Origin of the sequence: Levilactobacillus sp. HBUAS70063 (assembly GCF_038374745.1) — a bacterium.
GTDB lineage: Bacteria > Bacillota > Bacilli > Lactobacillales > Lactobacillaceae > Levilactobacillus.
Genome location: NZ_JBANSM010000007.1, coordinates 111,032 through 133,584, shown reverse-complemented (window position 1 = coordinate 133,584; position 22,553 = coordinate 111,032). Strand labels below are relative to the sequence as shown.

The following is a 22,553-nucleotide window of genomic DNA, read 5'->3' as shown; positions in this document are numbered from 1 at the left end:
GTAAAAATTCGCCGCTACAAAGCAGGGGCTAGTAAGCAAATTGAAAGTTCTTGAGGTTAATAAGTCATTTAAATTCAGAAGGAAGTGATTGATTGAAACGCTATGGTAATTTGATCCATGATATTGCGGATACAGAAACCATTAGGTTAGCACTGCACCAGGCAGCCATTGGGAAACGGCACCGAAAGTCGGTGAGCCGAAGGCTCAACCATGAAGAAGAAACGATTCAGCAGATCCAGTATTTATTGCTGTCGGGTGAATTCAAACCGGCCAAAGTCAAAACATGGACGGTCCATGAACGGGACAAAGACCGGCAAATAACTACGACACCCTTTTTCCCAGACCAAATTATTCACTGGTCGATTATGTTGGTGCTGCAGCCAATCTTTTTAAAAAGTATGTATGAGTACAACCTGGCCACCGTTCCCGGTCGTGGGATGGCTCAGGGGCGCAAGGTGATCCCGAAGTGGTTACAGAACGACCCCAAACGTACCAAGTATTGTCTCAAGATGGATATTCACCACTTTTACGCTTCAATCAACACAGACATTCTGAAACTAAAACTGCAACACCGTTTTAAAGATCCACAAGTTTTACGACTGTTGGGGGTGATTATTGACTCATACTCACCGGGATTGCCGCTGGGCTTGTATACTTCGCAATGGCTGGCTAACTTTTATCTGGAGGACTTTGATCATAAGGTAAAAAATGATTGGCGGGTGCCACACTATGTTAGATATATGGACGACTTAGTCATGCTGAGTGGTAACAAAAAGAAGCTACACCGAGCCCGTGACCAGATGGATGCCTATCTCAAAGCTGAAGGACTAGTCATCAAGCCTAACTGGCAGCTTTTTCGAGTTGGAAGTCGACCGATTGACTTTCTGGGCTATAGATTTTACCTGGACCATGTCACTTTACGCCGTAAGTTATCTCTCCGGATTCGTCGGAAGGCCGCCAAAGTTGGGCGTAAAGACCGCCTAACGTATCATGATGCGGCCAGTATGATTAGCTACTGGGGATGGCTAAAGCACACCAACTCATATGGATTCTATCATAAGTATGTGAAACCCAACTGTTCGATCAAAAAAGCAAAGGAGATTGTCAAACATGGAAATAATTTACGCAACCGCACCAGCTGATAAGCCGGCCGGCTATGCCGTGTACGCCTTAGATCCGGTGCCCTACGGGGCGGACAAATATATCGGTTGGAAGATGGTCAAGATGAAGCAAACGCCGGCCCTAGATGATAATGGCAAACAAATCATAGTCTCGGACGGCAAGCCACAAATGCTGTGTGTGGATGATCCAGACGCCGAAGTAACTTATGACCCGCACACCCAGGTGCTTAAACAGGTTGACCAGCAGGGTGAGCAAATTGAGCAACAGACGAAAAACATTGAGTCATTGCAAACTGAAAATAAAAGCCTTAAGTCAGCCAATGAGTTAACGCAGCAAGGGCTGATGGAAGCCGTCGATTACTTGTCTTCAAAACTAACACCGGCTAGCACCACGACCGACACCGGCTCAGCTGCAACAAGTACAGCAGCCCCAGCTAGTTCGGCAGCGAGTGAATCCTAGGAGGTGATGGCAATGGAATATTCTGCATTGGCACAGATTTACGCGCAAGCAATTATTGATGGCACACGGACTATTGAAGCCGTACCAGTCCCGTTTCGGTCTGATACCCAAGCCGTTTTGGCGCAGTTACAATCAAACAAATAAGGAGATAATCAATTATGTTAAACTTTAAATTTTCCGCTTTAGCTGCCATTTACGCTGCCAACGTCCTTGACGGTGGTCGCACCATTGATGAAGTACCATCCTATCTGCAACCCCAAGTGAAAGAAGTCCTGGGAAACTCAACCAGCACCGCCGCCGATACTACGCCGCAAGCATAGTGATCGCCGTTGGTGCTTTTTTGATGGGATTTTTTGTGGGAAAGGGGTGAAGCAATTGCATCGTATTAAAGATGGCCCGATTCAACGGGCCGTTTCGCATTGGGATCATTTTTGTTTTGGCTTGTTTTCAATGATAGGCGGTTTGTATATCTGGTTTCATCAAGGTTATTTAGACGATCCACGGGTGACGCCACCGCCACCACCTTCACCAGCTGAACATGCAATCTTTGCCTTTGCTGACGACTGGTGGTTTTCATTGTGGTTAATTATCTGTGGCATCGCTATTCTGGTTGGCGTCTTTCACAATCAGCGGTGGTTGCGCGATGGTGGCCTAGTCGCCCTATCACCGGCAATGGGGGCCTTATCAGTGGCTTTTATTGTTCGGGGCTTGTTTGATGTGCGGTTTAACCTAACGTGGGTATTCGCCTTGCTCATGCTGTTCTTGCTAGTCGGTACGTTGATTAGGGGGGACACGCATGGATATTAAGTCCTGGGCAGTTGCTTTAGGCGCACTGGGAACGTTTGTAACCACTATCTGGGCTGTTATTCATGGCTATCATTCTGATACACGGCAAGCTGACCGTGATCGACAGGGCATGGAGAAGTACATCATGGAGCAAGTCAAGGCTGATAATGAGTCGCTTCGTAAAGAACGCGAGAGTGATCAAGCACAATTTGCGAAAGATTTGAACGACTTGAAGGCTAAGAAAGATGCCATGGAACAAGAACTTAACCTGCAAATTGCCTTAAAGGTTAGTGAGAATGAAGCCTTACGAAAACGTAATGCCGCTCTAGAACGTGAAAATCAAGCGTACCGGGAACGGTATGGTGAACTTTAGGAGGAAAAAGCATGAATGAATTTACGAAGATTATTAAATTACTCAATGACACCGGTATCTTAGGTGTCTTAATTTTTGCCCTGGTTGGCTGGTTTACCCGGATCAATCCGGCATTGAAGACCAAGATTGCAGCGAATAAGTCCGCTACCCAGCGCGAAGTGTTGAGCATGTTAGACACATTGGCGTTCAGCGCCGTTAACAAAGCGGCTACTAATTATGAAATGCCAGGGGAAGAAAAGCGTGAGCAGGCGATTGCTGATGTAACAGGCCAGATGAAAGTATTTGGTCATGATAGTCTGGCACCGGCAATTATTTCAGCAGCCATTGAAAAAGCATATCAGTCGATGACAACAACAGATACGAAAGCCCAAACAAAGCAGGCTGAATACAATTCGGCTCTGGCGGACACAGAGCAAGCGTTCGCTGATAAGCAAGCACAACTGGACAAGCAAGCTGCGACAGTGCCCGCTGAACCAGCACCCTTAGATGTGCCAGAAGACACGGCCACTACGGAGGGAGATGTGAAGTAATGCCGCATTATGATGTTGTGGATACGTCCAATAACAATGGGATCATGACCGTTGCCAATTGGTGTGCGATGAAAAAGTATGGCGTCAAAGCCATGATAGCTAAGCTATCTGAAGGCACATACTTCACTGACCGAACGGCCAAGCCGAGCATTCGTAACGCGGTATCTGCTGGCTTACACGTCAACGGCTATCACTTTGCCCGATTTACGACAGTGGCTGGGGCTAAGGCTGAAGCCCGGATGGCAGCCCGAAGTGCGCTTAAGGCAGGATTGGGCAAGAACAGTGTGATCGTACTTGATTTTGAAGCCACCAACTCTGGTTGGAATCGGAACTCCAAAATTGTTAAGGCTTGGATTAACGAAGTTCATCGCATGGGTTATCCTAAGACAGACGTCTATACGATGGGCAGCTGGATTAATTCGGTGCCATTGAACAACTCGGGCCGTGGCGGTTGGGTGGCTAACTATCCTTATAACCCGTCCGGGTTTAAGCTTTATACTGGATATAACGGCTGGCAATGGACGTCAAGCATGCACTTCCCTGGGTGTTATGGTGGTTTCGATGTGTCCCAAATGTACTCAAACTACTACTATGGCACCGCAACTAAGGCAGCTAAGCCGAAAAAGGCCAGCTACTACCGATACAATCCCAAGATGATCTATGCCCGGACGCCAATTAATCGCTACAAGGATATTAAGTTCAAACATAAGGTAGACCATTTTCCGGCGGGCACTGTTTTTTCGATTGCTAAGGTAGTAAAGTATGGTAAAATTACCCGGTTCCAGTTAGCAAATGGACTGTATATTACGTCCAACCGGGCTAACGTTAATCGCTTGTACTATAGCCCTAAGGGTGGCGTTAAACGAGTTAAATCGGTACATGGGTCACATCGGTACAGGGATAAGGCGCTTCATAAGGTTGTTGATTGGCAACCGGCCGGGACACAATTTGACGTTTCTAAGGTAGTTGTATACGGCGATACTACCCGGATTAAGCTTGCTAATGGCATGTTTATTAGTGGCAACAAAAAGATTAACAAATTTGTCAAATAAGCGTATAGTACAAGATATACGTACGTTACTGATTTAGAAAAGGCGCTCACTCCTAACGGGGTGGGCACCTTTTTTATTTAATCACAAAGTTTATAAAATAGTACAAAGTAGACAAGGCCATCTGTCTCGACGGGTGTGCAGGGGGATTGAGCGAGAGCGCTTTTGGGGATGCGCCACATACATAAGAAAGTTGAACGTGTTGGAGTAGTGGTTGAAAACCACATTAATCTGATAACGCGTGTTTGGAAGTCACTCAAAACTAGCATCGATTCGTTCATTAATGAGTGCTGCTTCCTTATCTGGAGTCATAGGATCACCTCTATAACATAGAAGAAACTGTCGGCTGTATGGAACTTAAGCGACTATGATAGCGAATAAAAAAGGGATTCTTAGAGCCAAACGAGTACGTACTAGCAATAAACACTCCATCACTGTTATAATGACCATATACTGTAGTGGTTCGTATTTTTTTCGATTTTACTGTGTCCCAGTATTCAAGAGCGTCCTTTTTTAACAAACATTGAACTGAATTATTGGATTCAAAGTCCCAGAGATTTAATCTCAATACAAACGGGTTAAGAGTTTCAATTTTTATGGCGCCGTTTAAGCTACCTCGAATTGCTTTCATTATGATCACCTCATATTTGATTATACGAACAAGTGTTCTATAAGACAATTAATTTTTCTAAATAAAAGCAAAAAAATATTTTTTATTGCGCGTTTTTTGCGCAACATCGCTATTAACATTGATATTACAGCATCACTAAATCCAATAAGCGGCTTATAGACAAAACCGAATCGGATCAGTGCTGAAGAACGTTTCAGCACTGATTTTTTTAACAGCCTAAGCTGATATAAACGTTCATGAGAATTATATCTAGAATCCAAGACCCCGCGTATTAGCCGGACGTTGGGACCATCTGGGATGAGTTGCAAGCAAGCGTTGAAGATGGCCGGTGAAAGTCCAACAAATCGTTTTAACGGGGGCGCCCAGATTGATTGCGCGATTGGACAGAGCAGTTGTGGAGATGGGCGATACCTACCTACTAGTGGGTAAGACCTTTGTGTGCTGCGTTTAGCGCCTGTGAAGTAGCGATCTTGAAAAAGGCCCGATCGCTGAAGCAAATCGGGACCCTAACAGCGCTCAAAGCCCATATTATCAAGGTTCCGAAAGCTAAGATGCTGATTCAGGACCTCGGAGCATCCGGCGCGCAGAGTGTTGGTTAGGGAAATCGCGGATGATTTAGCAAAGTCCAACAATGGCCTATACCAAATCGTGTGATGTGTTTGTTCCTAGCTTTCTGGTGCCAGAAAAAGCCAGTTGACCAGAAAGGTTGGGCGGGACAATGCCACCATTCTTATCAAGGATTGGTGGGTGCCAAAGGCCAACCTTACTGCGGTTTAACCCTCATTCTGATAGCGGCGTGGTCAACGCTTAATCATTGATCAGTCCATGAAAAAGTCGGCGTTGATCAAAACGTATTGGAAAAAATGTATTACTTTAAGGATGTATACCAATCCCGCTATTTGCGGGCGTTTGTGGCATACTGGACTGAGCCTAGGAGTCACCGTTCAAAGGCGGGGGTTCCTTTTTTGATTGTGTAATGAAGAACTTATTCTCTTCTGGTTATTAACCTGGTAGGATATTGATTATCGGAGAAAGAACAACAGGCAATTAGAGATATCATTATTTTGGAGGAGAATAACATGGCACAAAACGTACGAACAACGCTCTGGCTAACCGCCGCAGCAACCCTCGTGGGGACGGGGATGCTCTTGGAATCACCCAAGGTCAGCGCCGACGCAACGGATAACGATAAGTATAGTCACGTCACTCGCAAAGAGCCCGCAATTACTGAATGGATGCCCAGTCCAAATTTGCGAAAAATCGTATTGAAAACGCTTCAGCAACAGGGAAAGAACATCCAGAAGGAAGGCGACATCAAGCGGTCACACATGTCCAGCATCAAAGAAATCATTGTCGATAAAGATACGGTCGTGGGTAGTGGCATCCAAGACCGCCTGCCAGTCAGTCTGAAAGGCTTAGAGTTGGCAAGACATTTACACACGTTGATTTTAGACGGGGCGGCTACCAATTTTGACGATGAGGGGAACAACCATTATGGGGAACACCCACACGTTATGCCCAAAGGGAATGTCGTTAATTTGAATCCGATTGCAGGTTTAGGTAGTTTGAAGACGCTGAAGGTGATGAACAGCCGGTTGTCAAACATCCAGCCATTGGCGGGGATGACGGGATTGCAGGACTTGGACCTGAGCGGCTGTCAGATCAGAGACTTCAGTATTTTGAGTCAGCTGCAGTTGGCGAGTTTCAACGGCGACAACCAGTTCATCTCAGATGTTTCGGCTTATGTGGATAGCAAGCTGACCGGTCGGCTGGTCAACGGCACCCATACCCGGGAAGGGGAACAGTATCAAATGAAGCCGCTCGAGCGCTTTGCTGTGCCGATGTATGCGGAAGAGACGCGGAATAAGGATACTGGAGACCTGATTTCGACAATGCCATTTTACCGTATCCACTTTAGCGGTGGGGAAGCCAAACCGGATGGCCAAAAAGGATTGGTTTACGACAAGCTTCATGTGCCTGAAAGCGTCCGGGACGGGGATAACTTTACGGATGGGAAGCTGACCAATCTGAAAGACAACCATGACCGGTTTGCCATGCTGGGGGAAATTCGCGATCCGCAAAACCCAGACCGCGTCCTGTGGACCTTTGTGCAACAGTACCAGCCGAAAGGTAACGCCGCGCCGGTGAAGGTTCATTACGTTGATACGGCAGGCAAAACAATCGGTGAAGATGACGTCTTAGTCGGTGCGCTGGGAGAAAATTACGATGCGCAGCCTAAGGATATTGACGGGTACATCTACAAGGAAACGAAAGGTGAACTAACCGGTTCCTTTACCAAAACGGAACAGGAAGTGACCCACGTCTTTGAAGTCGCGTCCACGGACATTGACGACGGGGATGACGAGGACGATGGTAACGACACTGGAAATGGTAACGACAACTCCGATGGCAGTAGCGATGGCAACACCAACGGCAATGATTCCGATGGTAGTGGCGACGGCGACAGCAACGGGGATAGTTCCGATGGTAGTGGCGATGGCGACACCAATGGTAATGGTTCCGACGGTAGCGGCGATAGCGACACCAATGGTAACGGCTCCGACGGTAGTGGCGATGGCGACACCGACGGGGATGGATCCAATGGCAGTGGCGATGGCGACACCAGCGGTAATGGTTCTGATGGCAGTAGCGACGCCGATACCAACGGCAATGATTCCGATGGCAGTAGCGATGTTGACACCAATGGTAACAGCTCCGACGGCAGTGGCGACGGTAATACTAACGGTGATAACTCCGATGGTGATGAAAACGGCAGTGATTCCGATAATAGCTCCGGCGACCAGGGGAGCGATAGCGATTCCGATAGCGATGCCAGCACGGGTCCAGGAACGGGTGGCTCCGATGGTGAGGACAACGGGTCCGGATCGGATGCTGGTGACGGCGGTGCCGGGGGTTCTGACGGTGATGACGATGGCGATACTGACGGAGATGGTTCCGATGGCAATGGCGATGGCAACACCGACGGCAATGGCTCCGATGGTAGTGGCGATGGCAACACTAACGGCAACGGCTCCGACGGCAGTAGCGATGGCAGCACCAATGGTAACGGTTCCGATGGTAGTGGCGATGGCAGCACCAATGGTAACGGTTCCGATGGTAGTGGCGATGGCGACACCGACGGCAATGGCTCCGATGGTAGCAACGATGGCGACACCAACGGCAATGGATCCGACGGCAGTGGCGATGGCGACACTAACGGCAATGGATCCGACGGCAGTGGCGATGGCAACACCAACGGCAATGGTTCCGATGGTAGTGGTGACTTCGATTCCGATAACGAGTACGATACGGGTTCTGAAGGTGGTAATGGGACTGGCAACGGTAACAATACCGGTAATGGTAATGGGACTGGCAACGGTAACAATACCAGCAATGGCAATGGAACCGGTAACGGCAGCAACACTGGTAACGGCAATAACACCGGCAATGGAACTGGTGGCAGCGGTAATGGCACTGGCAACAACACCGGTACCGACACCGGCAATACCAACGGCTCCGGCTCAACCGGCGGCAGCACCGACGATGGCGCTGGCTCAACCGGTGGCGGGTTAACTACCGGTGGTGCCGACGATGAAATTTCCGACACCGCGGACGATAGCGATGATTCCGGCTTCAGCTACGGATCGGGCTCCGGGTCCGGTAGTAGTGGCAGCGGTTCAGACTTTACCGATTCGGGCAGTGGTTCCGGCATCACGAGTCTCGGCCATTCCAGCGGCTTCGGCGGCGGTTCCGGGAGTACCGGTTCCGGCGCGACCGGGTCGGGGAGCCTGCCGCAAACAAACGAACAAGACCAGTCCAAGGCGGCTTGGCTCGGCGCACTTCTCGGGAGCTTCGTTCTGGGAACTTGGCGCGTGACCCGCAAGCGGCGGCGTTAATCTCCACCACATCAGACGACAGCAGAGTAGACACACCAGTTTACTAATCCCACCCTTAACAGATTTAGTCTAAACCAACGAGACGTCTGTTCAGATGGGAATGGCGCAAAAAACGATGGCTCGGCCACTAAATTTGAAGGTGGTTATAGAAAAGAATAGCCTTTTCTAATGACACCTGATACGATATTAACTGTTGGAGGGCGAGTGTTCGTTTCCGGCCAAAGAGTAGGCAGACTGACCGGCGCAAAACCACGGTTGGTAACTTATCGGCAGGGGGGACCATGTGGTTGGACGGCAATTTAGCTATTCTCAGCATATCATGGTTAGCCGGTATAAGTAAATGCGATTGTGACCGCTGGGGAGCGGTGACGGTTGCTTGTGACAAAGGGCACCTCGCCTAAATTGGTGGGGTGCCCTTTGTTTGTGCAAATGGTCCAAGTTTGTGACGTAAAAAATTTAGCGGTTCCGCCGCAGATGTTCCCAGGCCCGATCCAATTCGACCGTGTAGGGGTCAAAGCCAATCTGATGAAGGTGGGCGTGGGCCGCGGGACGGTCAAAGAAGGCCACCCGCTGTAGCTCGGACCGTTGAATCGTAAACGCCGGTGCCGATTGCGCCGTCTGGAAGACAAACCACGCGCTGACCCAGTGAGAATGGGGCGTCAACAGGTAGTTATCGGCCGCTTTGACCGAAACATTCCAACCGATCTCCTCCAACATTTCGCGGTGCATGGCCGTCTCAATCGTTTCTCCGGCCTGCACGGAACCACCGACGGACGAGTCCCAGTAACTGGGAAAATAGAGCTTGTCCGGCGACCGCTGTTGGAGGAGAACCTGGCCGGCGGCATTAAAGATAAAGGCGTTCACCACCAGATGGTATTCGCCCTGCGCCAGCGTTTCTTCGCGTCGACGGGTGCCAATGCATTGAAGCTGTCGGTTATAAATCTGCCATTTTTCCAGTAAACGATCCGCGGTCATGGGCCGTCCCTCCTCGCTCTAAGTACCCTTAGCGTACCACGTTTCCGGTTAATAGATAACCGGGTAATTTAAATTGAGTGGGGGATAACGCTAGGCCTCGTCGTAGCGGGTGATTTCAAACTGGTGATTTTCGTACTTGGCCATGTAGACGTCCCGCACGTTCTGAACGCCATGCTGGGCCAACTGTTCAAGCAGCCAATCTTCATCATGGTTCATTAATTCCAGCACGTCTTGGTCGATTTGACCGTCCACGATGATGGGGTAGCGAATGGAGCCGTCTCCCTGGCGTAGCACGGTTAAGCTTCCGTTCTGTTCCACAATGGCCCGTTTGACCTCGTCGATCCGGTAGACGCCGGCGGTCCGCAGCTTGAAGTCAATTTCCTTGGCGGAGAGGTTGGCCTTGAGGCAGTTGTGCACCAACAGCTTGCCATCGCGGATGACCGTGATGGGCCCGCCGTCGATAAATTTACCAATCACCCGGACATGAATTTTGAGATAACGGGTGACCAGAATCAGCAGCGACCAGATGAGCAACACCAGGACGAACTGGAGCAGGGTAACCGACGAATTGTAGATGACCCCGCCGACAATTCCCCCTAAGACGTAGTTCTGGACCTGATCGATCGCCGAGGTGGGGGCTAGATTCCCCTTGCCGGAAAAGTTAATCAGGATCGTCATAAATAGGAAACCAACGACTAATTTAATAAAAACATCTGAATAAACAAACATAGCCTACTCCTTTACCAACTTGATCTGGGGGTGTTCTAACGTTAATTTTTCCAACACGAAGCTTGCGCCGTCTGAGCTATACACGAGTCGGTAGTAGCCCTTGGGCGACTTGACCAACATATCGCTACCGGTGGTCGTGGCGTTGACGCTTAGCTTGGCCGGTTGGACCTTGAGCTGCTTGGCCACTTGTTGAACGGTGGCGGTAATCTGCCCGGTTTGTTTAGTGGCCGATTGGAGTGAGACGAGGCTGTTGATTTGCAAGCCTAACACTAGCAATAGTAACGTTGCGGTGATAATACTCAGGTCTTTATATTTCACGTTCCACTGATGCCGTAAGTAGTAGATGAATAGGCCGATCGAGACGACTAGCAACGCGATCAGCAGGCCAATCCGCACGTACTGCCAAGTGCTATGCTGGGTGGTCAGATAGCCGTAAGTATAGAAAGTCATGGTGTTCCCCCTCATAATGGTTGTTCGCGATTATTTTAGCACAAATCAATTCTGATGAAGCTGGCGATAGTCTTGCGCACGTTGCCCCCAGAGCCGAAGCAAGGTGTGCAGGGTGCGGCTGAAACGCGAGGACGGCAACTGTTCTAGCGTGTGCGCCAAGCGGTTGGCCGCCGCGACATCGCCGAAGTAACTTGCCCACAACCACAGGGAGAGGGTTTGTTCTAGGTTGCCATCGCTGGTGAAGTGCACCGTGTACCCGGCCGTAAATTGGGCTTTGAAGGCCTTGGCCGCGGCGTACTGCCCTTGCCCCAGCAAAAGTTGCATGGCAACCAGATCGAAGGACGCGCGGGTATCCATGACACGGAAGGGGTCGGCTTCGGCCGAGACGTAGCGGTCGCAGGCCAGGTGATACTTGCGAATCGTAGCGGCCAGGGGGACCTGCTGATGTTCCGCCAGGACCAGAATCAACGAGCCAAAGGTCAATTCCTGCAGGGTCCAAGTCTTGGTGAAGGCGAGTCGTTGCCAAAGGGTCGTCATTTCCGGGGTCATCACGACTTCCCGCTGGTCAAAGGCGGCGATGAGCACGGTCGCCATCACCCCGATGCGCCGTTCCGCGGGATTTTGACTACGGGCGTACCGAGCGGCGAGCCGGCCAATCAGGGGAAAGTTCTGCTGGTCATAGGCGAGCATAACCTGACTTCTGGCCAGTTCGCTGGCGGTGGCCCGATAGTTATTTTGAATGAAACGAAATTCATTGGCACTGACGCCGAGGCGGTCGAGAATCTCGAAGAGCTTTTCCGCCGCAATATCGTGGTTCCCGCTTTCTAGACGACTGGCGAATGACCGGGAAATGATGTGGCCGTAGACCTCCTTTTGGGTGAATCCCTTGGCTTGGCGAATGTGCTTGAGCGTGGTTCCAATGGCTGGCATGATCAGACCTCCTCAGTAGAACGTGGCAAATTTGCCACATATTATACGCCAGTTTCGGCGGCGTGACGACTACAATGAGGCAAAGAAAGGAAGTGGCACCGCCAATGACCACATCAATTAGTAATCGACAGTCCGTGATTCAAATCGTCAAGGCCGCCAGTAGCGATATCATCGGCACGTTGGGTGGCGACATCTTTAGTTTTGCGGTGGGCTTGATGCTCCTTCACCGGACGCACTCGGCGATTAGCTTTGGCCTGGGGTCGATCATCTATCCCGTGGTGGGGCTTTTGCTCGTGATGCCGGTGGGAAATCTGGTTGACCGCCGCCGACACAAGCCGTTGATTCTCGTCAGTAAATTAACGGTCATCATGGCCTTACTGCTCTACAGTTGGGGCGTCGCGCGGGTCAACGCGCCAATGCTTCTGGCCATCGCCTTACTCGTCGTGATTGCCGGTTGCGATAAGGTGACCAACACCACCTTTACCGCCGCGGTCCACGAACTGGTCAACGATAATCACGTGAAGATGCTAGCCACGATTGAGCAGGCGGCTACCGCTGGTATTCAGTTGGTGGCGCCGGTCTTGGCCGCACTACTGTACGGGTGGATTGGCTTTGCCGGCATCGTGCGGGTGGTCATCGTGACGGAGGTGCTGACCTGGCTGATTGCTTTGAGCATGCGGTTTCATCCACTCACCGATACCGACGATGGGGGAACGGCCAAGAGCCAGTGGGCGCAATTTCAAGTGGGTCTGCGCTACATCCGCGAGCATTTTACCCTGTTGTCGGTCGTTTTGATGGGCATCTTTCTCAACTTTTTACTGGCTTCGATTGACGTGGGCCTACCGTACGCCATCGTGCAGGAGCGGCATCTGGGGAGTACCCGGTTAAGTTGGGTGCTCAGTGCCTTTTCCGGCGGCGTTTTGCTGGGCAACTTGGTCTTGTCGGTGTTGCCAAAATTTAAAAATGTCCACCTTACCATCCTGCGGCTATCCCTCGTCATCGGTAGCCTTATCGCCGTCGTTGGCTTGACCTTCATGGCGCCACTGACGGCCACGGTACTGGTGGTCGGTCTGATCGGAATCGCCTTGGTGATTGGCCTGGTGCTGGCATTCGTGAACACGCCGATGTCGGTCTACATGCAGATGACGGTGCCCACCCGGCTACTGGGGCGCGTGGGGTCGACCTTTGCCACGCTGATGCAGTTGGCCCTACCACTGGGCACGGTGGTTTACGGCATGCTCTTCCAACACATCGCGGCCGGACCGGTCTATTTGGTCACGGGGCTGGTGATTGTCGGCTACATTGCCCTGAATCTCCGGACGGCTCAGCGCCATTACCGAGACAATCCAGACGCGTAAGGGTGTGAACCATAAGCAAATTAAGCGGCGAAATGGGGATTCCGTGCTAGAATTAAACCTAAGATTGGACGTTTAGTTGACCCGGATGAGCGGGGCGGCCAGCGCCGTGAAATGCCCGATTTTCGGGCGAATAAGCACCGATGATGACTAAGAAGGGAAGGTTCAGCAGATGCAAGAGTTCGATGTCGTTGTAATTGGTGGAGGTCCCGGTGGTTTGGCCGCCGCGTATGGCCTGCACGCTCAGGGGATGAGTGTGGCCGTGGTTGAAAAGGACCTGTGGGGCGGGACTTGTCCGAACCGCGGGTGTGACCCGAAGAAGATTCTGATGGCCGCCGTGGAAACGCAGGGACGCGCCGAAGCCTTACAGGGTCACGGTCTAACCAGTGTTCCCCAGATCGATTGGTCGGCGCTGATGGCCGCCAAGCGGGCCTATACGGAAAAGATTCCGGCCGGCACCCAGGGTGGCCTGGAAGCCGCTAAGATGGCGACCTTCCACGGCACAGCAAGCTTCAACACCGACGGGACGTTGACGGTTGGTGAAGAACAATTGAACGCGGCCAACTGGATTATTGCGACCGGCCAAGCGCCGCGGATTCCACAAATTACTGGGGCGGAATGGTTGAGCACCAGCAATGAATTTCTCGACTTAGATACGCTTCCCGCCGACATTACGCTGATGGGCGCCGGTTACGTGGGCGTCGAATTGGCGGCAATCGCCAGCGCAGCCGGGAGTCGCGTGCACTTGGTCCACCACAGCGACCGGCCGTTACGGGCCTTCGATGGGGACTTGGTTGCCGACCTGTTAGATCGTTTACGCGCGGATGGCGTGGACGTTCAGTTAAATACGGAGATGACGGCCGTTGCCCCCGCCGATGACCAATTTAAAGTGACCACGGCCGCCGGGAAGAGCTGGACGACCGGCATGGTCTTCGCTACGGCGGGGCGCCGACCGGTGGTGGCCGACTTACACCTCGACCGGGTAAACGTGGCCACGACCGCTCACGGAATCACCGTGAATGGCCGTCTGCAGACCACCAATCCCCACGTCTTTGCGATTGGGGATGTCGTGGATCGGCCCCAGCCCAAGTTGACGCCGGTTGCCGGCTTTGAAGGCCGCTACCTGACGAAGACGCTGACGACCGGCGATTCCCCGGATATCGTCTATCCGGTCATTCCTTCGGTGGTCTACGGCAAGAGTCAGTTGGCCCAACTGGGTGTGACCCCCGCTCAGGCAACTCAGGCTCCCGATAAATATCAAGTCAACGACCTGGACCTGACGCATTGGTACAGCTATCAGCGGATTCAGGACCCCCACGCCAGAATCAAAGTGGTGGTCGCCAAGGAAACCGGCCACATTGTGGGGGCGGCGGTCCTGAGCACCGAGGCCGAACAGGTCATTAATTACCTGGACTTCGTCATCGCCAACCACATGAGTAGCGCCGATATCAGCCAAACCATTACGGCTTATCCAACGCTGGCCTCCGATCTCACTTACTTCAACTGAGGGTTGAAAGACAGCGGTCAGTCAAAACGATGGGCATCGTGTGACGCATGGCGTTAATCCTGATTATTTACAGCGCCATAGTGGAGAGCGGTCGCCTTACCGTTCGCCAAATATGGGTTGGATCGCGGTGGGCGGACCGGGCCGAGCCTGAGAAGCGGTCTCGGCCTCGCTTTGAGCCGATAGCCCACGTCTCAAAGACGCCAGTTCCCTAAGCGGCATGAACCGTGCCACTAAGGGAACTCCCACGGCTGAACCCATATTTGGCTCACTCACGGCTACGACAGTGCTGGCCAGTAACCAGCGGCTTAACCCGACGTAACGACTAACTCAGCTGTTGTTGATATGTACAATCCTGCCGGAGTTCGTCAGGGGGGGAGCCGGCTGTGTCGACGGTGTTAGCTGAGGTCTCTTCTCAGCTTACAGCGTGGGGCGACTTGGGAGACTTGCGGACTGGGCAAGGCTTCCAAGCGAACCTGAAGCCCGCCTCTCAGGCTGAAGGTGGCCCCCATAGCAGGCGGAATCCCTGGCAGGCGTAGGCACCTGGTTTCACCAATTTTAGTGGGCAGAGCACTAGCATTATGGGATTTGTTAAGGATTGACCAAGTTTGGCAAACGGCAAAGCGGGCCGGTGCGAACGTTCTGGTCGAGACAAATAAAGTACAAATAAAGTAAAAAAATTGTCGTCCTAGTGGGCGGCAATTTTTTAGTCGATGCGTTCGAAAACCTCGCAGTAACAGGGAATCTGCTCATTAAAGACGCGCCCCATTTGGCGGTAGGCCGCTTGAAAGAAGGCCCGGTGCTCGCGGCGCCAGGATGCGAGGGTGCGGTCATCTTCGCCCTCGTGATAGGCGTGCTCGGCACTCACGTGGTCAAAGGGGATGGTCTCCACAACCTTGGTCTGCGTCACGCAGATGGGGTGGTCGTGACCATCGAGAATAACGTTATATTCCCCCACGTAGGGGAGCGGCTCGTCCGGTTCGTAGAGGTCCAGCGCGGAGGTCGTTGCGGTCTTGGTGCCGGCCGCGATGAGCTGGGCCAGAAGCGTGGCATTTTCGTCGGTACTCCCCATGGCGTACGTATCGTGGTGGTTCGTGGTGATTTCGGGATGGCGGGCCTTGAAGTCCTGCCAAAAAGTTTCAACGTCCATCGGCTGTCAGCTCCTTAGAAAAATTAACCTCAGTATATCGCTGGATCGCTGCCACGACAATCTTTTTTGCACGCCGGCTGGTCAAGCTAAAGTATTTGCGCGATAATGAAAGCGGCGTCATTAGGATGCTTTTTGGGGGGGATTTTTTCGTTGACCTATTTAGTCAGAGTCATGGTCGTCTGGACATCGGTTGGCCCTGAAGAATCGCCATCAGCCGCAACACATGGTGGGCTTCTCCGATGATGATCAAGCGAAAACCTACTATAGTCTGTACCGGTTGGGAAGTCAGACGTCTTACACGCCAATCGCGGTGGGCCTGTTTTACTAAAAATATGAAATAACGACCTTGGCTGAAAAATCGACCGGTCGAGGTAAGGAGGAATTGGAATGTCGGAGAAAAAGAAGGAGTCCTACATCGGCTATGCCCTCGTGATCTTAATGGGAATTAATACGTTGCTGAACCTGCCCTTTGGTGTCAAGCTGACGATTGATATCATCGGCGTCGCGGGGTTGGCCTGGTTACTGTTGCGGTCGTTTCGGGCGAAGAGACAGCAAAAAACGAAATAAATTATTTTGTAATCGGTTTGTTATAGAAACAGCTCGGTGCTTGCTAGATGATTGAGACGTAGTTGACAGAGCTACAATGCTTTACCTGCGCGGTATGAGTGAGATAGCGCGTGGAAGCCCAAAAGACATTACCACGGATTCTTGGAATCCGGTGGTAATGTCTTTTTCGTTAACGGTAAAATTATAGGTAAAAGACCTTGTTGAATTTAAGACGTTTCGTTAAGGCCGTCACGTTTTCCGGGGCCGTACTGGCGACCAGTAGAACGCCGGTTGATTGACTGGCCAGAGCCGTTGTGAAGTGGCGTAAGGTCGTCGAATTCACAAGGAGATCGGGACTTTCCAGGTTAGGAAAATTGGGTGCAACCACGGCAAGCCTTTGTTCGCGGGCATACTGAAAAGCGTTGGCGAGCATAAGCTGTCCCCCCCCCCCGACTTTGTGAATTCACGGAGACTGGACACCACGTCCATCGTGAGCACTTGTCGAAGAGAGCCGCCAGCGATTAATTTGGCGAGCGTAATGGGGAGTTGTCCCGTGCCGCTTAGCAGATAGCGGCCACGGAGATTGACCGAATCGTGGGGAAACAGTTTGACCAGGCGGGCCCGGGTATCCGGGGACATCGCCGTCGTCGCGAGGTTTCCCCGCACGTGTTCGAGCCGAAACATCTTAGGGTCGATGGCGGCCCGAACACTCAGATTTTTCGCCGGGGAGGCTCCGGTCGTTGCCAGGCTGTGGTGGGCGATCAGCTTGTGAAGCCTGACGGCGCTGACCTGGCTATTTAGCGCGGTCTCGGCATTTAATCCCCGGAGAAGCTCCAAGACGATGGCGTCAAACGCGGCATCATCCTGAGCGTAGTGGGTAGCGATGAGGTCCACGATTAGTTGATTAATACTATCTCTGTTCAAATTAAAACACGTCCTAATTGAATAGTGGGGGACCACAACGAGCTGATTGATGATCGTATCTGTTAATTATAGACGAAATGGTGGGAAGCGCCTAGCCCTTTTTACTGAAAATTAAGGGGTTCAGGTCTTAAGTCCGATCCGCGGATTAGAAAATTTATGGGGACTGTAATACTTTTGTAATAGTATGAGTCGGCATTTCGGCGGATACTAGAGCGGTTATTGTGGTAATCGACTAGCACGGTGGTTACGGGGACTAACGTGAATGGCATTGTAGTAGGGGCAATTGTGATTTGAGCCAGTCTTGACTGAAATAGCCGACTGGTTGAATCACCTGGTTGATGACGACTCGGCCGGTCCAGGGGAGCATGGGACGCGGCTAGTTTAAATAAACAGCAAAGGACATCCGACCGATTTCGCCTTCTCAGGGAAATCAATGGGATGTCCTTTGCTGTCGTTTACAGCGCGACAAGTAAGCTGACGACAGCTAAGCCCACTTGCAGAAGCAGCACTGAAATGGCTTCAAACTCGCGGTAGAGCTTTCCCCAGCAGATGCCGCCGAGCGTGACCAGTGCCGATAGAATGAAAATGGTGGCTAACACGCACCACCAAGCGGTTAGCCACCGGTAAGCCAATGATGGTGCAGACGCCGACCGCCAATAGTGCGTAGAAAGCCCCAAGGCCCAACTGAAAGCCGCGGGCTAAGCTCGGACGCCATAATTTATTCAATTTCCCCAACTTCTCTCTTTAGTAGAACAACGGTTGCCCCTAACCACCGAGCGGTTTTCTACCGCCCAGACAACTAATCGAGAAGCCCCCAGACCCTCAACCGGTCGGCTCTGCTAAGATCGGTCACGAAGCGAACACGGAAAAACGTGGGCTCAAGGGTGGGCCGCTCGTTGTCGTAGGCTGCAACACCGGTTGACGAGGAGCCCTTAATGATCTAGAAAAGCCGGGTGCGAAAGATCCGAAGGCCTTCCGCACCCAGCTTTTCCTGAGACGCATTCATTTATTTAGCGAGACCCTTGACCAGACTCGGATCGTAGACGAGCTTCTGGACGTGGGTGGTAATCTTAGCCATCCGCGGGAAGCCGCTAAAGCCGGTCTGATCGCGGCCGTGGGTCATGATAACCAGAATGTAGCGTTCGCCGTTGGGAAGCGTGACGATGGCGGCATCGTTGTTGGTGTCGGCCAAGAACCCCACCTTATCGGCGACCACCGTACCCGACTTGGCGGCCGCAGCTCCGGCGGGAATCCCGGTGCGATAGACCTGGCGCTGCATCAAGGCCAGCAGCTTTTGTTGGTCCTTGGCATGGCTGAACGGCCCTTTTTGTTGGGCGAGGTCTTTGAGCACGAGGGTCAGGCTATAGGCCGTGGTCGTGGCCGGTTGCCCGCTGACAAAGGTCGGCGAGTAGTAGTGGCGACTGGCCAGATAGTCGTCCAGATTCACGGGACCGTACGTGTCAATGGTGTCTTCGGCGAAGTCGTTGGCGCTGTTGACAATCATTCGCTGGAAACCATCTTCGGCGGTCGGCGTCCAGGTGTATTGCCCGGCCGCGTGCAAGTGAAAGAGGTAAGCGGCAATGTAGAGCTTATAGGTGCTGGCCGAGATTTCCGGCGTGTGGGCGTTGGCCGAGGTGGCGAGGGCGCCGGACTTGTAGAATTGCCGAGCGGTGGCCGATTTGGCGGCCGCACTCCCCGGAACCGGCCCCAGGTTATAGAAGCTAACGCTAGTGGTCTTATCGGCCGTGATTTTTTGGAAATAGCTATGTAGTTGGCGTTTGACGTGCCGCTGTTGCTGGTTGATTTGGCGGGCCGTGTCCTGCTTAGCGGCCGGCTCGACCGTAGCCGCCTGATTGTTGCGGTGGGCCTGCACCGTCAGAAAGCTGGCGAAGACCAGCAGGAAGATCAAGAAGCCGGTTAAGAAGCGCCGATTGCGGAAGAGCTTAATGAGCCGGCTAATATGAATTTTATGGCGTGGTGGCCGGTAGGCGTGTTTCATCTGAAGCATCTCACTTCGATTTTAGATTTGAGTTCGTTAAGTTAACTAGTAGTTGTAAGCGTACTCAAATTGTAACACTAATTGTTGTTGGTTAGTACCAAGTTTTGGCTTATTGATTAACGTTGATTATCTTTTCGATCCGGCAGTTAAGACCTCCCAAGGTTTTGGCGACTTTAAACGCCCAGAAAAAATAACATTCACCGCGGTCGGCCCCTTTTGTGGCGCTGGGAAATAGCGTATCATAGAGACTATTAAATTTGACGAGGAGGGATTCACGTGGCTTTTTTAGGAACCCTGTGTTTAATCTTAGTGCTGACCACGCTGGCCGGCAACTTCGCTAACCGGCTGGGAGTCCCTGCCGTAATCGGTGAGTTGTTGATTGGGATTCTAATCGGGCCGGCGCTGTTGGACTGGGTTGAACTGAACAGTCTGGTCAACTTATTTGCCGATATTGGGGTGGTCATCCTGATGTTTCTCGGTGGGTTGGAGAGTAATCTGGACCTGCTGATGAAGTATCTTCGACCGGCGATTGTCGTTGCCACTCTGGGCGTGGTCTTTCCGATTACGCTGATGGGCCTGGCGTCCTGGTGGTGGGGCTTTAGTGCGCTGGAATCCCTGTTTATTGGGGTGATTTTCTCGGCGACCTCGGTCTCCATCTCCGTGGCCGTCTTGAAGGAGTTTCACGCCCTGTCCACGCGGGAGGGCGCGACCATACTGGGAGCGGCCGTGGCCGACGACATTATCGGCGTGGTCCTGTTGTCGCTGATGATTAGTCTGCTGGCCAGTCAGGGCATCAAGGCCGCCGGGAGTCAACCGAATCTAGCGGTCGTTTTGATTGAGCAGGTCGCCTTCTTCGGGGGAACCTACATCCTGGTAAAATGGGTGGCGCCGTACCTCATGCATCTAAGCGAGCGGTTGGTCATGGCGTCCAGTGTAACGATCATGTCGATGGTCATCTGCCTGGGGATGGCCTGGCTCGCCGATATCGTGGGCCTGAGCGGGGCCATCGGGGCCTTCTTCGCCGGTATTGCCGTGGCCCACACGCCATACCGGGCCGTGCTGGCCGATCACGTGGAGCCGTTGGGCAATGCCATCTTTATCCCGGTCTTCTTCGTCAGCGTGGGGTTGAACATGACCCTCGATCACATGGCGGAGAATTTGGGGATTATCGTGATTCTAACCATTCTGGCCTGCCTGACCAAGTTGCTGGGTTGCGGCCTGGGCGCACGGTTCTGCGGATTCTCCTGGAACAGTAGCGGTGTGATTGGCACCGGGATGATTGCCCGCGGGGAAATGGGTCTGATTACCGCCCAGATTGGTCATCAGGCGGGGCTCCTGGGCAATGCGAGCTACTCGGCCATGATTCTGGTGATTGTGCTCGCGACGGTCCTCGCGCCGCTACTCTTGAAGCAGACGTTGAAACGGATGCCCAAGTCGGCCGCGGCGACGCCGACCGACTAATCGGTGGGGCAGTGAGTTAGCCTTACTTTCTGTCGCGAAGACGGGTGCGGTCAGAGCGGATTTAACGTTTCGGAATTGATTTTGGAGGAGGAACATCATGGCAAAACCTTATTTTCTAATGGGCTTGGCGGCGCTGTCGCTAGGGCTGGCGGCGACCGATTTGACCACGGCCCAAGCGGCCACCTGGCATAGCGGGACGCCGAAAGCCTTGCGGCACACCTGGTTTCACAACGGCAAGGGCGACAACAAGGCCTACATGACTTACAGCAAGACCAAGAGCACGGGGAATCTCTTCGGTTTTGACACCGCCAGCAAGCACTACTACCGCTTACCCGGCTACGGCTTGAAAAAGCTGAAGTATCAAGCGTTGGGCCACGGCGTTTACCGCTTATCGGGCATTCAGTATTCGCCCAAGGGCAGTCGGGTCCAGTTCGAGGGGCAACGGTTAACCTACAAGGTAAAATTGCGTCGCCAGACCGTTCACTTTTATAAAGGTTATGCCAACTATGGCCGGAAGGCGACTTTTCCGGTAATGAAGACGCCAGCAATTTTTAATCATTAAACGCAAATAATCCCAGTAATCCGGGTGGTGGTGTCGCCACGCTTCGGATTACCGGGACTTTTAGTTTTTGGGGAGCGGGTTTAATTTCTAATGGCGGTCAATCGTCATCAGTTCGACGTGATCTCGGGGATGTCTCCGTTGGACTGGTTCCAAGACGGCGGCAATGGGGAGGGTTGCATTGGGCATTTTATCCACCTCGCGGCCTTAGCCGGCGGTTTAAAAATTAGCCATAGTCCAGGCGTTCCTTATGGCCGTGACTGATGATAGGCGTAGCCCACGGTGGCCGCCGTAAAGATGATGACGCCAATCGTTAGCGACATCAGAAACCAGTTGGCTTGATAGGAGCCGACAATCAGGCTAACCACGCCGACCACGAGTAGGAGCCGGGCGCCGAGAATGTTGGTTTTGAGCCAGATTTCGGTGGAGTTACGCGTCCAAGGCAGACGAATCCCGTAGACGCCGTTGGGCCGGATGTAGGGCATGGGGACGCCGAGTAGGGAGAAGAGAATGCCCAAACCGGCCTGTGAACTCGCGAGGTAGGCGGTGTCGAGCGCTTGGGGAAGTAAAAGAAAGATGAGCGCATAGATGGTAAATAAGACGTTGAGGTCCAGCGACATTTGCCGGCGAGTGGGCGCTTCGAAGTGGTCCTTAATCAGTCGCGGCGAGCAGAGAATCCCCACGTAGGCCAGGGTAAAGATCAGTAGCGTTCGGAGGGTCCGCAGCGGCTGAATCGGGCCCAGCGATACCCGCAGGACTTGGAGCAGCCAACATAGGATGAGTAGGCCACCGTTTGCCCATTTGAATAGGCGCAACTTGGTTTGAAAAGACTTGGGCAGTAACATCGCGTTCACTCCAATCACGGCTTGTTATTAGTGTCTAGGGTAAGCGCCGGAAAAGGGCGCGACCACTGAGACGCCTGATTTCGTTAACTGACGGGGCAAAACTGATTTTACGGCCAAAATAAAACGAACCTGACGGCTGGTCGGGTTCGTTGACTTACAGTAAATTTGAGGACTTATCCGGTCGCAACTGGATAAAATAGGATGGGAAGTCGCCGTCAAAAATGAAAAGTTTCTGGCAGTGAAACATATCCGGGACGCGACGATTGGCGTATTTTCAATA

The 22,553-nt window shown here is 52.4% G+C and carries 25 protein-coding genes; 15 read left to right on the top strand and 10 right to left on the bottom strand.

The features are described from left to right. The first annotated feature begins 92 nt into the window (after positions 1-92). The 9 genes from V8I28_RS11350 (at position 93) to V8I28_RS11310 (ending at position 8,846) form a co-directional block, all read left to right on the top strand. Positions 93-1,142, top strand: coding sequence for an RNA-directed DNA polymerase (locus V8I28_RS11350; protein WP_341780214.1), 1,050 nt, complete (start codon positions 93-95; stop codon positions 1,140-1,142). Beyond that, entirely contained in the window at positions 1,111-1,581 is a 471-nt protein-coding gene (locus V8I28_RS11345) for a hypothetical protein (protein WP_341780213.1), read from the top strand. The genes V8I28_RS11350 and V8I28_RS11345 overlap by 32 nt, the downstream gene beginning before the upstream one ends. A gap of 12 nt (positions 1,582-1,593) precedes the next feature. Then, the gene (locus tag V8I28_RS11340) at positions 1,594-1,725 is read left to right on the top strand and encodes a CD1375 family protein (RefSeq protein ID WP_341780212.1); all 132 of its coding nucleotides are present in this window, start codon (positions 1,594-1,596) and stop codon (positions 1,723-1,725) included. A 14-nt stretch (positions 1,726-1,739) separates the two neighbouring features. Continuing rightward, positions 1,740-1,901, top strand: coding sequence for a hypothetical protein (locus tag V8I28_RS11335; protein WP_087612786.1), 162 nt, complete (start codon positions 1,740-1,742; stop codon positions 1,899-1,901). 46 nt (positions 1,902-1,947) lie between these two features. Then, positions 1,948-2,388, top strand: coding sequence for a hypothetical protein (locus V8I28_RS11330; RefSeq protein ID WP_341780211.1), 441 nt, complete (start codon positions 1,948-1,950; stop codon positions 2,386-2,388). Beyond that, positions 2,378-2,740: a hypothetical protein gene (locus tag V8I28_RS11325; protein WP_341780210.1), complete on the top strand. Its 363-nt coding sequence runs from the start codon at positions 2,378-2,380 to the stop codon at positions 2,738-2,740. The genes V8I28_RS11330 and V8I28_RS11325 overlap by 11 nt, the downstream gene beginning before the upstream one ends. 11 nt (positions 2,741-2,751) lie before the next feature. Continuing rightward, entirely contained in the window at positions 2,752-3,270 is a 519-nt protein-coding gene (locus V8I28_RS11320; RefSeq protein WP_341780209.1) for a hypothetical protein, read from the top strand. After that, on the top strand, positions 3,270-4,322 hold the full coding sequence (locus V8I28_RS11315; RefSeq protein ID WP_341780208.1) for a GH25 family lysozyme: 1,053 nt from the start codon (positions 3,270-3,272) through the stop codon (positions 4,320-4,322). The genes V8I28_RS11320 and V8I28_RS11315 overlap by 1 nt, the downstream gene beginning before the upstream one ends. Positions 4,323-6,029: 1,707 nt before the next feature. Further along, positions 6,030-8,846, top strand: a complete 2,817-nt coding sequence (locus V8I28_RS11310) for a MucBP domain-containing protein (RefSeq protein ID WP_341780207.1) — start codon at positions 6,030-6,032, stop codon at positions 8,844-8,846. A gap of 456 nt (positions 8,847-9,302) precedes the next feature. Here V8I28_RS11310 and V8I28_RS11305 read toward each other — a convergent pair whose 3' ends face one another. From V8I28_RS11305 to V8I28_RS11290, 4 genes are all read right to left on the bottom strand, one after another. Beyond that, positions 9,303-9,821, bottom strand: coding sequence for an NUDIX hydrolase (locus V8I28_RS11305; protein ID WP_341780206.1), 519 nt, complete (start codon positions 9,819-9,821; stop codon positions 9,303-9,305). 90 nt (positions 9,822-9,911) lie between these two features. Beyond that, positions 9,912-10,550 (bottom strand): DUF421 domain-containing protein, encoded by a 639-nt coding sequence (locus V8I28_RS11300; protein ID WP_341780205.1) that lies wholly within the window; start codon positions 10,548-10,550, stop codon positions 9,912-9,914. Between the two features lie 3 nt (positions 10,551-10,553). Further along, positions 10,554-11,000 carry a DUF3290 domain-containing protein gene (locus tag V8I28_RS11295; protein WP_341780204.1) on the bottom strand — a complete coding sequence of 149 codons (447 nt, stop codon included), beginning with the start codon at positions 10,998-11,000 and terminating at the stop codon, positions 10,554-10,556. Positions 11,001-11,045: 45 nt separating this feature from the next. Further along, positions 11,046-11,930, bottom strand: a complete 885-nt coding sequence (locus V8I28_RS11290; protein ID WP_341780203.1) for a helix-turn-helix domain-containing protein — start codon at positions 11,928-11,930, stop codon at positions 11,046-11,048. A gap of 104 nt (positions 11,931-12,034) precedes the next feature. On the opposite strand from V8I28_RS11290, the gene V8I28_RS11285 reads away from it, so the two are divergent. Next, positions 12,035-13,288, top strand: coding sequence for an MFS transporter (locus tag V8I28_RS11285; protein WP_341780202.1), 1,254 nt, complete (start codon positions 12,035-12,037; stop codon positions 13,286-13,288). Positions 13,289-13,457: 169 nt separating this feature from the next. After that, positions 13,458-14,792, top strand: a complete 1,335-nt coding sequence (locus tag V8I28_RS11280; protein ID WP_341780201.1) for a dihydrolipoyl dehydrogenase family protein — start codon at positions 13,458-13,460, stop codon at positions 14,790-14,792. A 703-nt stretch (positions 14,793-15,495) separates the two neighbouring features. Here the strand turns inward: V8I28_RS11280 and V8I28_RS11275 are convergent. After that, complete coding sequence (locus V8I28_RS11275; protein WP_341780200.1) at positions 15,496-15,939, bottom strand: ASCH domain-containing protein; 444 nt, start codon at positions 15,937-15,939, stop codon at positions 15,496-15,498. A 190-nt stretch (positions 15,940-16,129) separates the two neighbouring features. Between V8I28_RS11275 and V8I28_RS11270 the strand changes: the two genes are divergently transcribed. Then, the gene (locus V8I28_RS11270; protein ID WP_341780199.1) at positions 16,130-16,267 is read left to right on the top strand and encodes a hypothetical protein; all 138 of its coding nucleotides are present in this window, start codon (positions 16,130-16,132) and stop codon (positions 16,265-16,267) included. Positions 16,268-16,326: 59 nt separating this feature from the next. Next, positions 16,327-16,506, top strand: a complete 180-nt coding sequence (locus V8I28_RS11265; protein ID WP_341780198.1) for a hypothetical protein — start codon at positions 16,327-16,329, stop codon at positions 16,504-16,506. A gap of 181 nt (positions 16,507-16,687) precedes the next feature. On the opposite strand, the gene V8I28_RS11260 is transcribed toward V8I28_RS11265, so the two are convergent. From V8I28_RS11260 to V8I28_RS11245, 4 genes are all read right to left on the bottom strand, one after another. Then, on the bottom strand, positions 16,688-16,828 hold the full coding sequence (locus tag V8I28_RS11260; RefSeq protein WP_341780197.1) for a hypothetical protein: 141 nt from the start codon (positions 16,826-16,828) through the stop codon (positions 16,688-16,690). Next, positions 16,825-17,409, bottom strand: coding sequence for a hypothetical protein (locus V8I28_RS11255; protein WP_341780196.1), 585 nt, complete (start codon positions 17,407-17,409; stop codon positions 16,825-16,827). Before V8I28_RS11255 ends, V8I28_RS11260 begins: the two co-directional genes overlap by 4 nt. 455 nt (positions 17,410-17,864) lie before the next feature. Then, the gene (locus V8I28_RS11250) at positions 17,865-18,008 is read right to left on the bottom strand and encodes a hypothetical protein (protein WP_341780194.1); all 144 of its coding nucleotides are present in this window, start codon (positions 18,006-18,008) and stop codon (positions 17,865-17,867) included. A gap of 407 nt (positions 18,009-18,415) precedes the next feature. Continuing rightward, positions 18,416-19,408: a serine hydrolase gene (locus V8I28_RS11245; RefSeq protein WP_341780193.1), complete on the bottom strand. Its 993-nt coding sequence runs from the start codon at positions 19,406-19,408 to the stop codon at positions 18,416-18,418. Positions 19,409-19,684: 276 nt separating this feature from the next. Here V8I28_RS11245 and V8I28_RS11240 point away from each other — a divergent pair, with 276 nt between their 5' ends. Together V8I28_RS11240 and V8I28_RS11235 are read left to right on the top strand one after the other, a co-directional pair. Next, positions 19,685-20,869 carry a cation:proton antiporter gene (locus V8I28_RS11240; protein ID WP_341780192.1) on the top strand — a complete coding sequence of 395 codons (1,185 nt, stop codon included), beginning with the start codon at positions 19,685-19,687 and terminating at the stop codon, positions 20,867-20,869. Between the two features lie 97 nt (positions 20,870-20,966). Beyond that, positions 20,967-21,431 (top strand): hypothetical protein, encoded by a 465-nt coding sequence (locus V8I28_RS11235; RefSeq protein WP_341780191.1) that lies wholly within the window; start codon positions 20,967-20,969, stop codon positions 21,429-21,431. A 245-nt stretch (positions 21,432-21,676) separates the two neighbouring features. Here the strand turns inward: V8I28_RS11235 and V8I28_RS11230 are convergent, their stop codons facing one another. After that, complete coding sequence (locus V8I28_RS11230; RefSeq protein WP_341780190.1) at positions 21,677-22,273, bottom strand: SdpI family protein; 597 nt, start codon at positions 22,271-22,273, stop codon at positions 21,677-21,679. Between the last annotated feature and the right edge of the window lie 280 nt (positions 22,274-22,553).

Bases quoted from the DNA above. Each gene is read 5' to 3' on its own strand.
- V8I28_RS11300 (WP_341780205.1), bottom strand. From the start codon at position 10,550: ATGTTTGTTTATTCAGATGTTTTTATTAAATTAGTCGTTGGTTTCCTA.
- V8I28_RS11235 (WP_341780191.1), top strand. From the start codon at position 20,967: ATGGCAAAACCTTATTTTCTAATGGGCTTGGCGGCGCTGTCGCTAGGG.
- V8I28_RS11280 (WP_341780201.1), top strand. From the start codon at position 13,458: ATGCAAGAGTTCGATGTCGTTGTAATTGGTGGAGGTCCCGGTGGTTTG.
- V8I28_RS11245 (WP_341780193.1), bottom strand. From the start codon at position 19,408: ATGAAACACGCCTACCGGCCACCACGCCATAAAATTCATATTAGCCGG.
- V8I28_RS11335 (WP_087612786.1), top strand. From the start codon at position 1,740: ATGTTAAACTTTAAATTTTCCGCTTTAGCTGCCATTTACGCTGCCAAC.
- V8I28_RS11285 (WP_341780202.1), top strand. From the start codon at position 12,035: ATGACCACATCAATTAGTAATCGACAGTCCGTGATTCAAATCGTCAAG.
- V8I28_RS11345 (WP_341780213.1), top strand. From the start codon at position 1,111: ATGGAAATAATTTACGCAACCGCACCAGCTGATAAGCCGGCCGGCTAT.
- V8I28_RS11295 (WP_341780204.1), bottom strand. From the start codon at position 11,000: ATGACTTTCTATACTTACGGCTATCTGACCACCCAGCATAGCACTTGG.
- V8I28_RS11325 (WP_341780210.1), top strand. From the start codon at position 2,378: ATGGATATTAAGTCCTGGGCAGTTGCTTTAGGCGCACTGGGAACGTTT.
- V8I28_RS11290 (WP_341780203.1), bottom strand. From the start codon at position 11,930: ATGCCAGCCATTGGAACCACGCTCAAGCACATTCGCCAAGCCAAGGGA.
- V8I28_RS11275 (WP_341780200.1), bottom strand. From the start codon at position 15,939: ATGGACGTTGAAACTTTTTGGCAGGACTTCAAGGCCCGCCATCCCGAA.
- V8I28_RS11305 (WP_341780206.1), bottom strand. From the start codon at position 9,821: ATGACCGCGGATCGTTTACTGGAAAAATGGCAGATTTATAACCGACAG.
- V8I28_RS11340 (WP_341780212.1), top strand. From the start codon at position 1,594: ATGGAATATTCTGCATTGGCACAGATTTACGCGCAAGCAATTATTGAT.
- V8I28_RS11310 (WP_341780207.1), top strand. From the start codon at position 6,030: ATGGCACAAAACGTACGAACAACGCTCTGGCTAACCGCCGCAGCAACC.
- V8I28_RS11265 (WP_341780198.1), top strand. From the start codon at position 16,327: ATGTCGGAGAAAAAGAAGGAGTCCTACATCGGCTATGCCCTCGTGATC.
- V8I28_RS11315 (WP_341780208.1), top strand. From the start codon at position 3,270: ATGCCGCATTATGATGTTGTGGATACGTCCAATAACAATGGGATCATG.
- V8I28_RS11230 (WP_341780190.1), bottom strand. From the start codon at position 22,273: ATGTTACTGCCCAAGTCTTTTCAAACCAAGTTGCGCCTATTCAAATGG.
- V8I28_RS11320 (WP_341780209.1), top strand. From the start codon at position 2,752: ATGAATGAATTTACGAAGATTATTAAATTACTCAATGACACCGGTATC.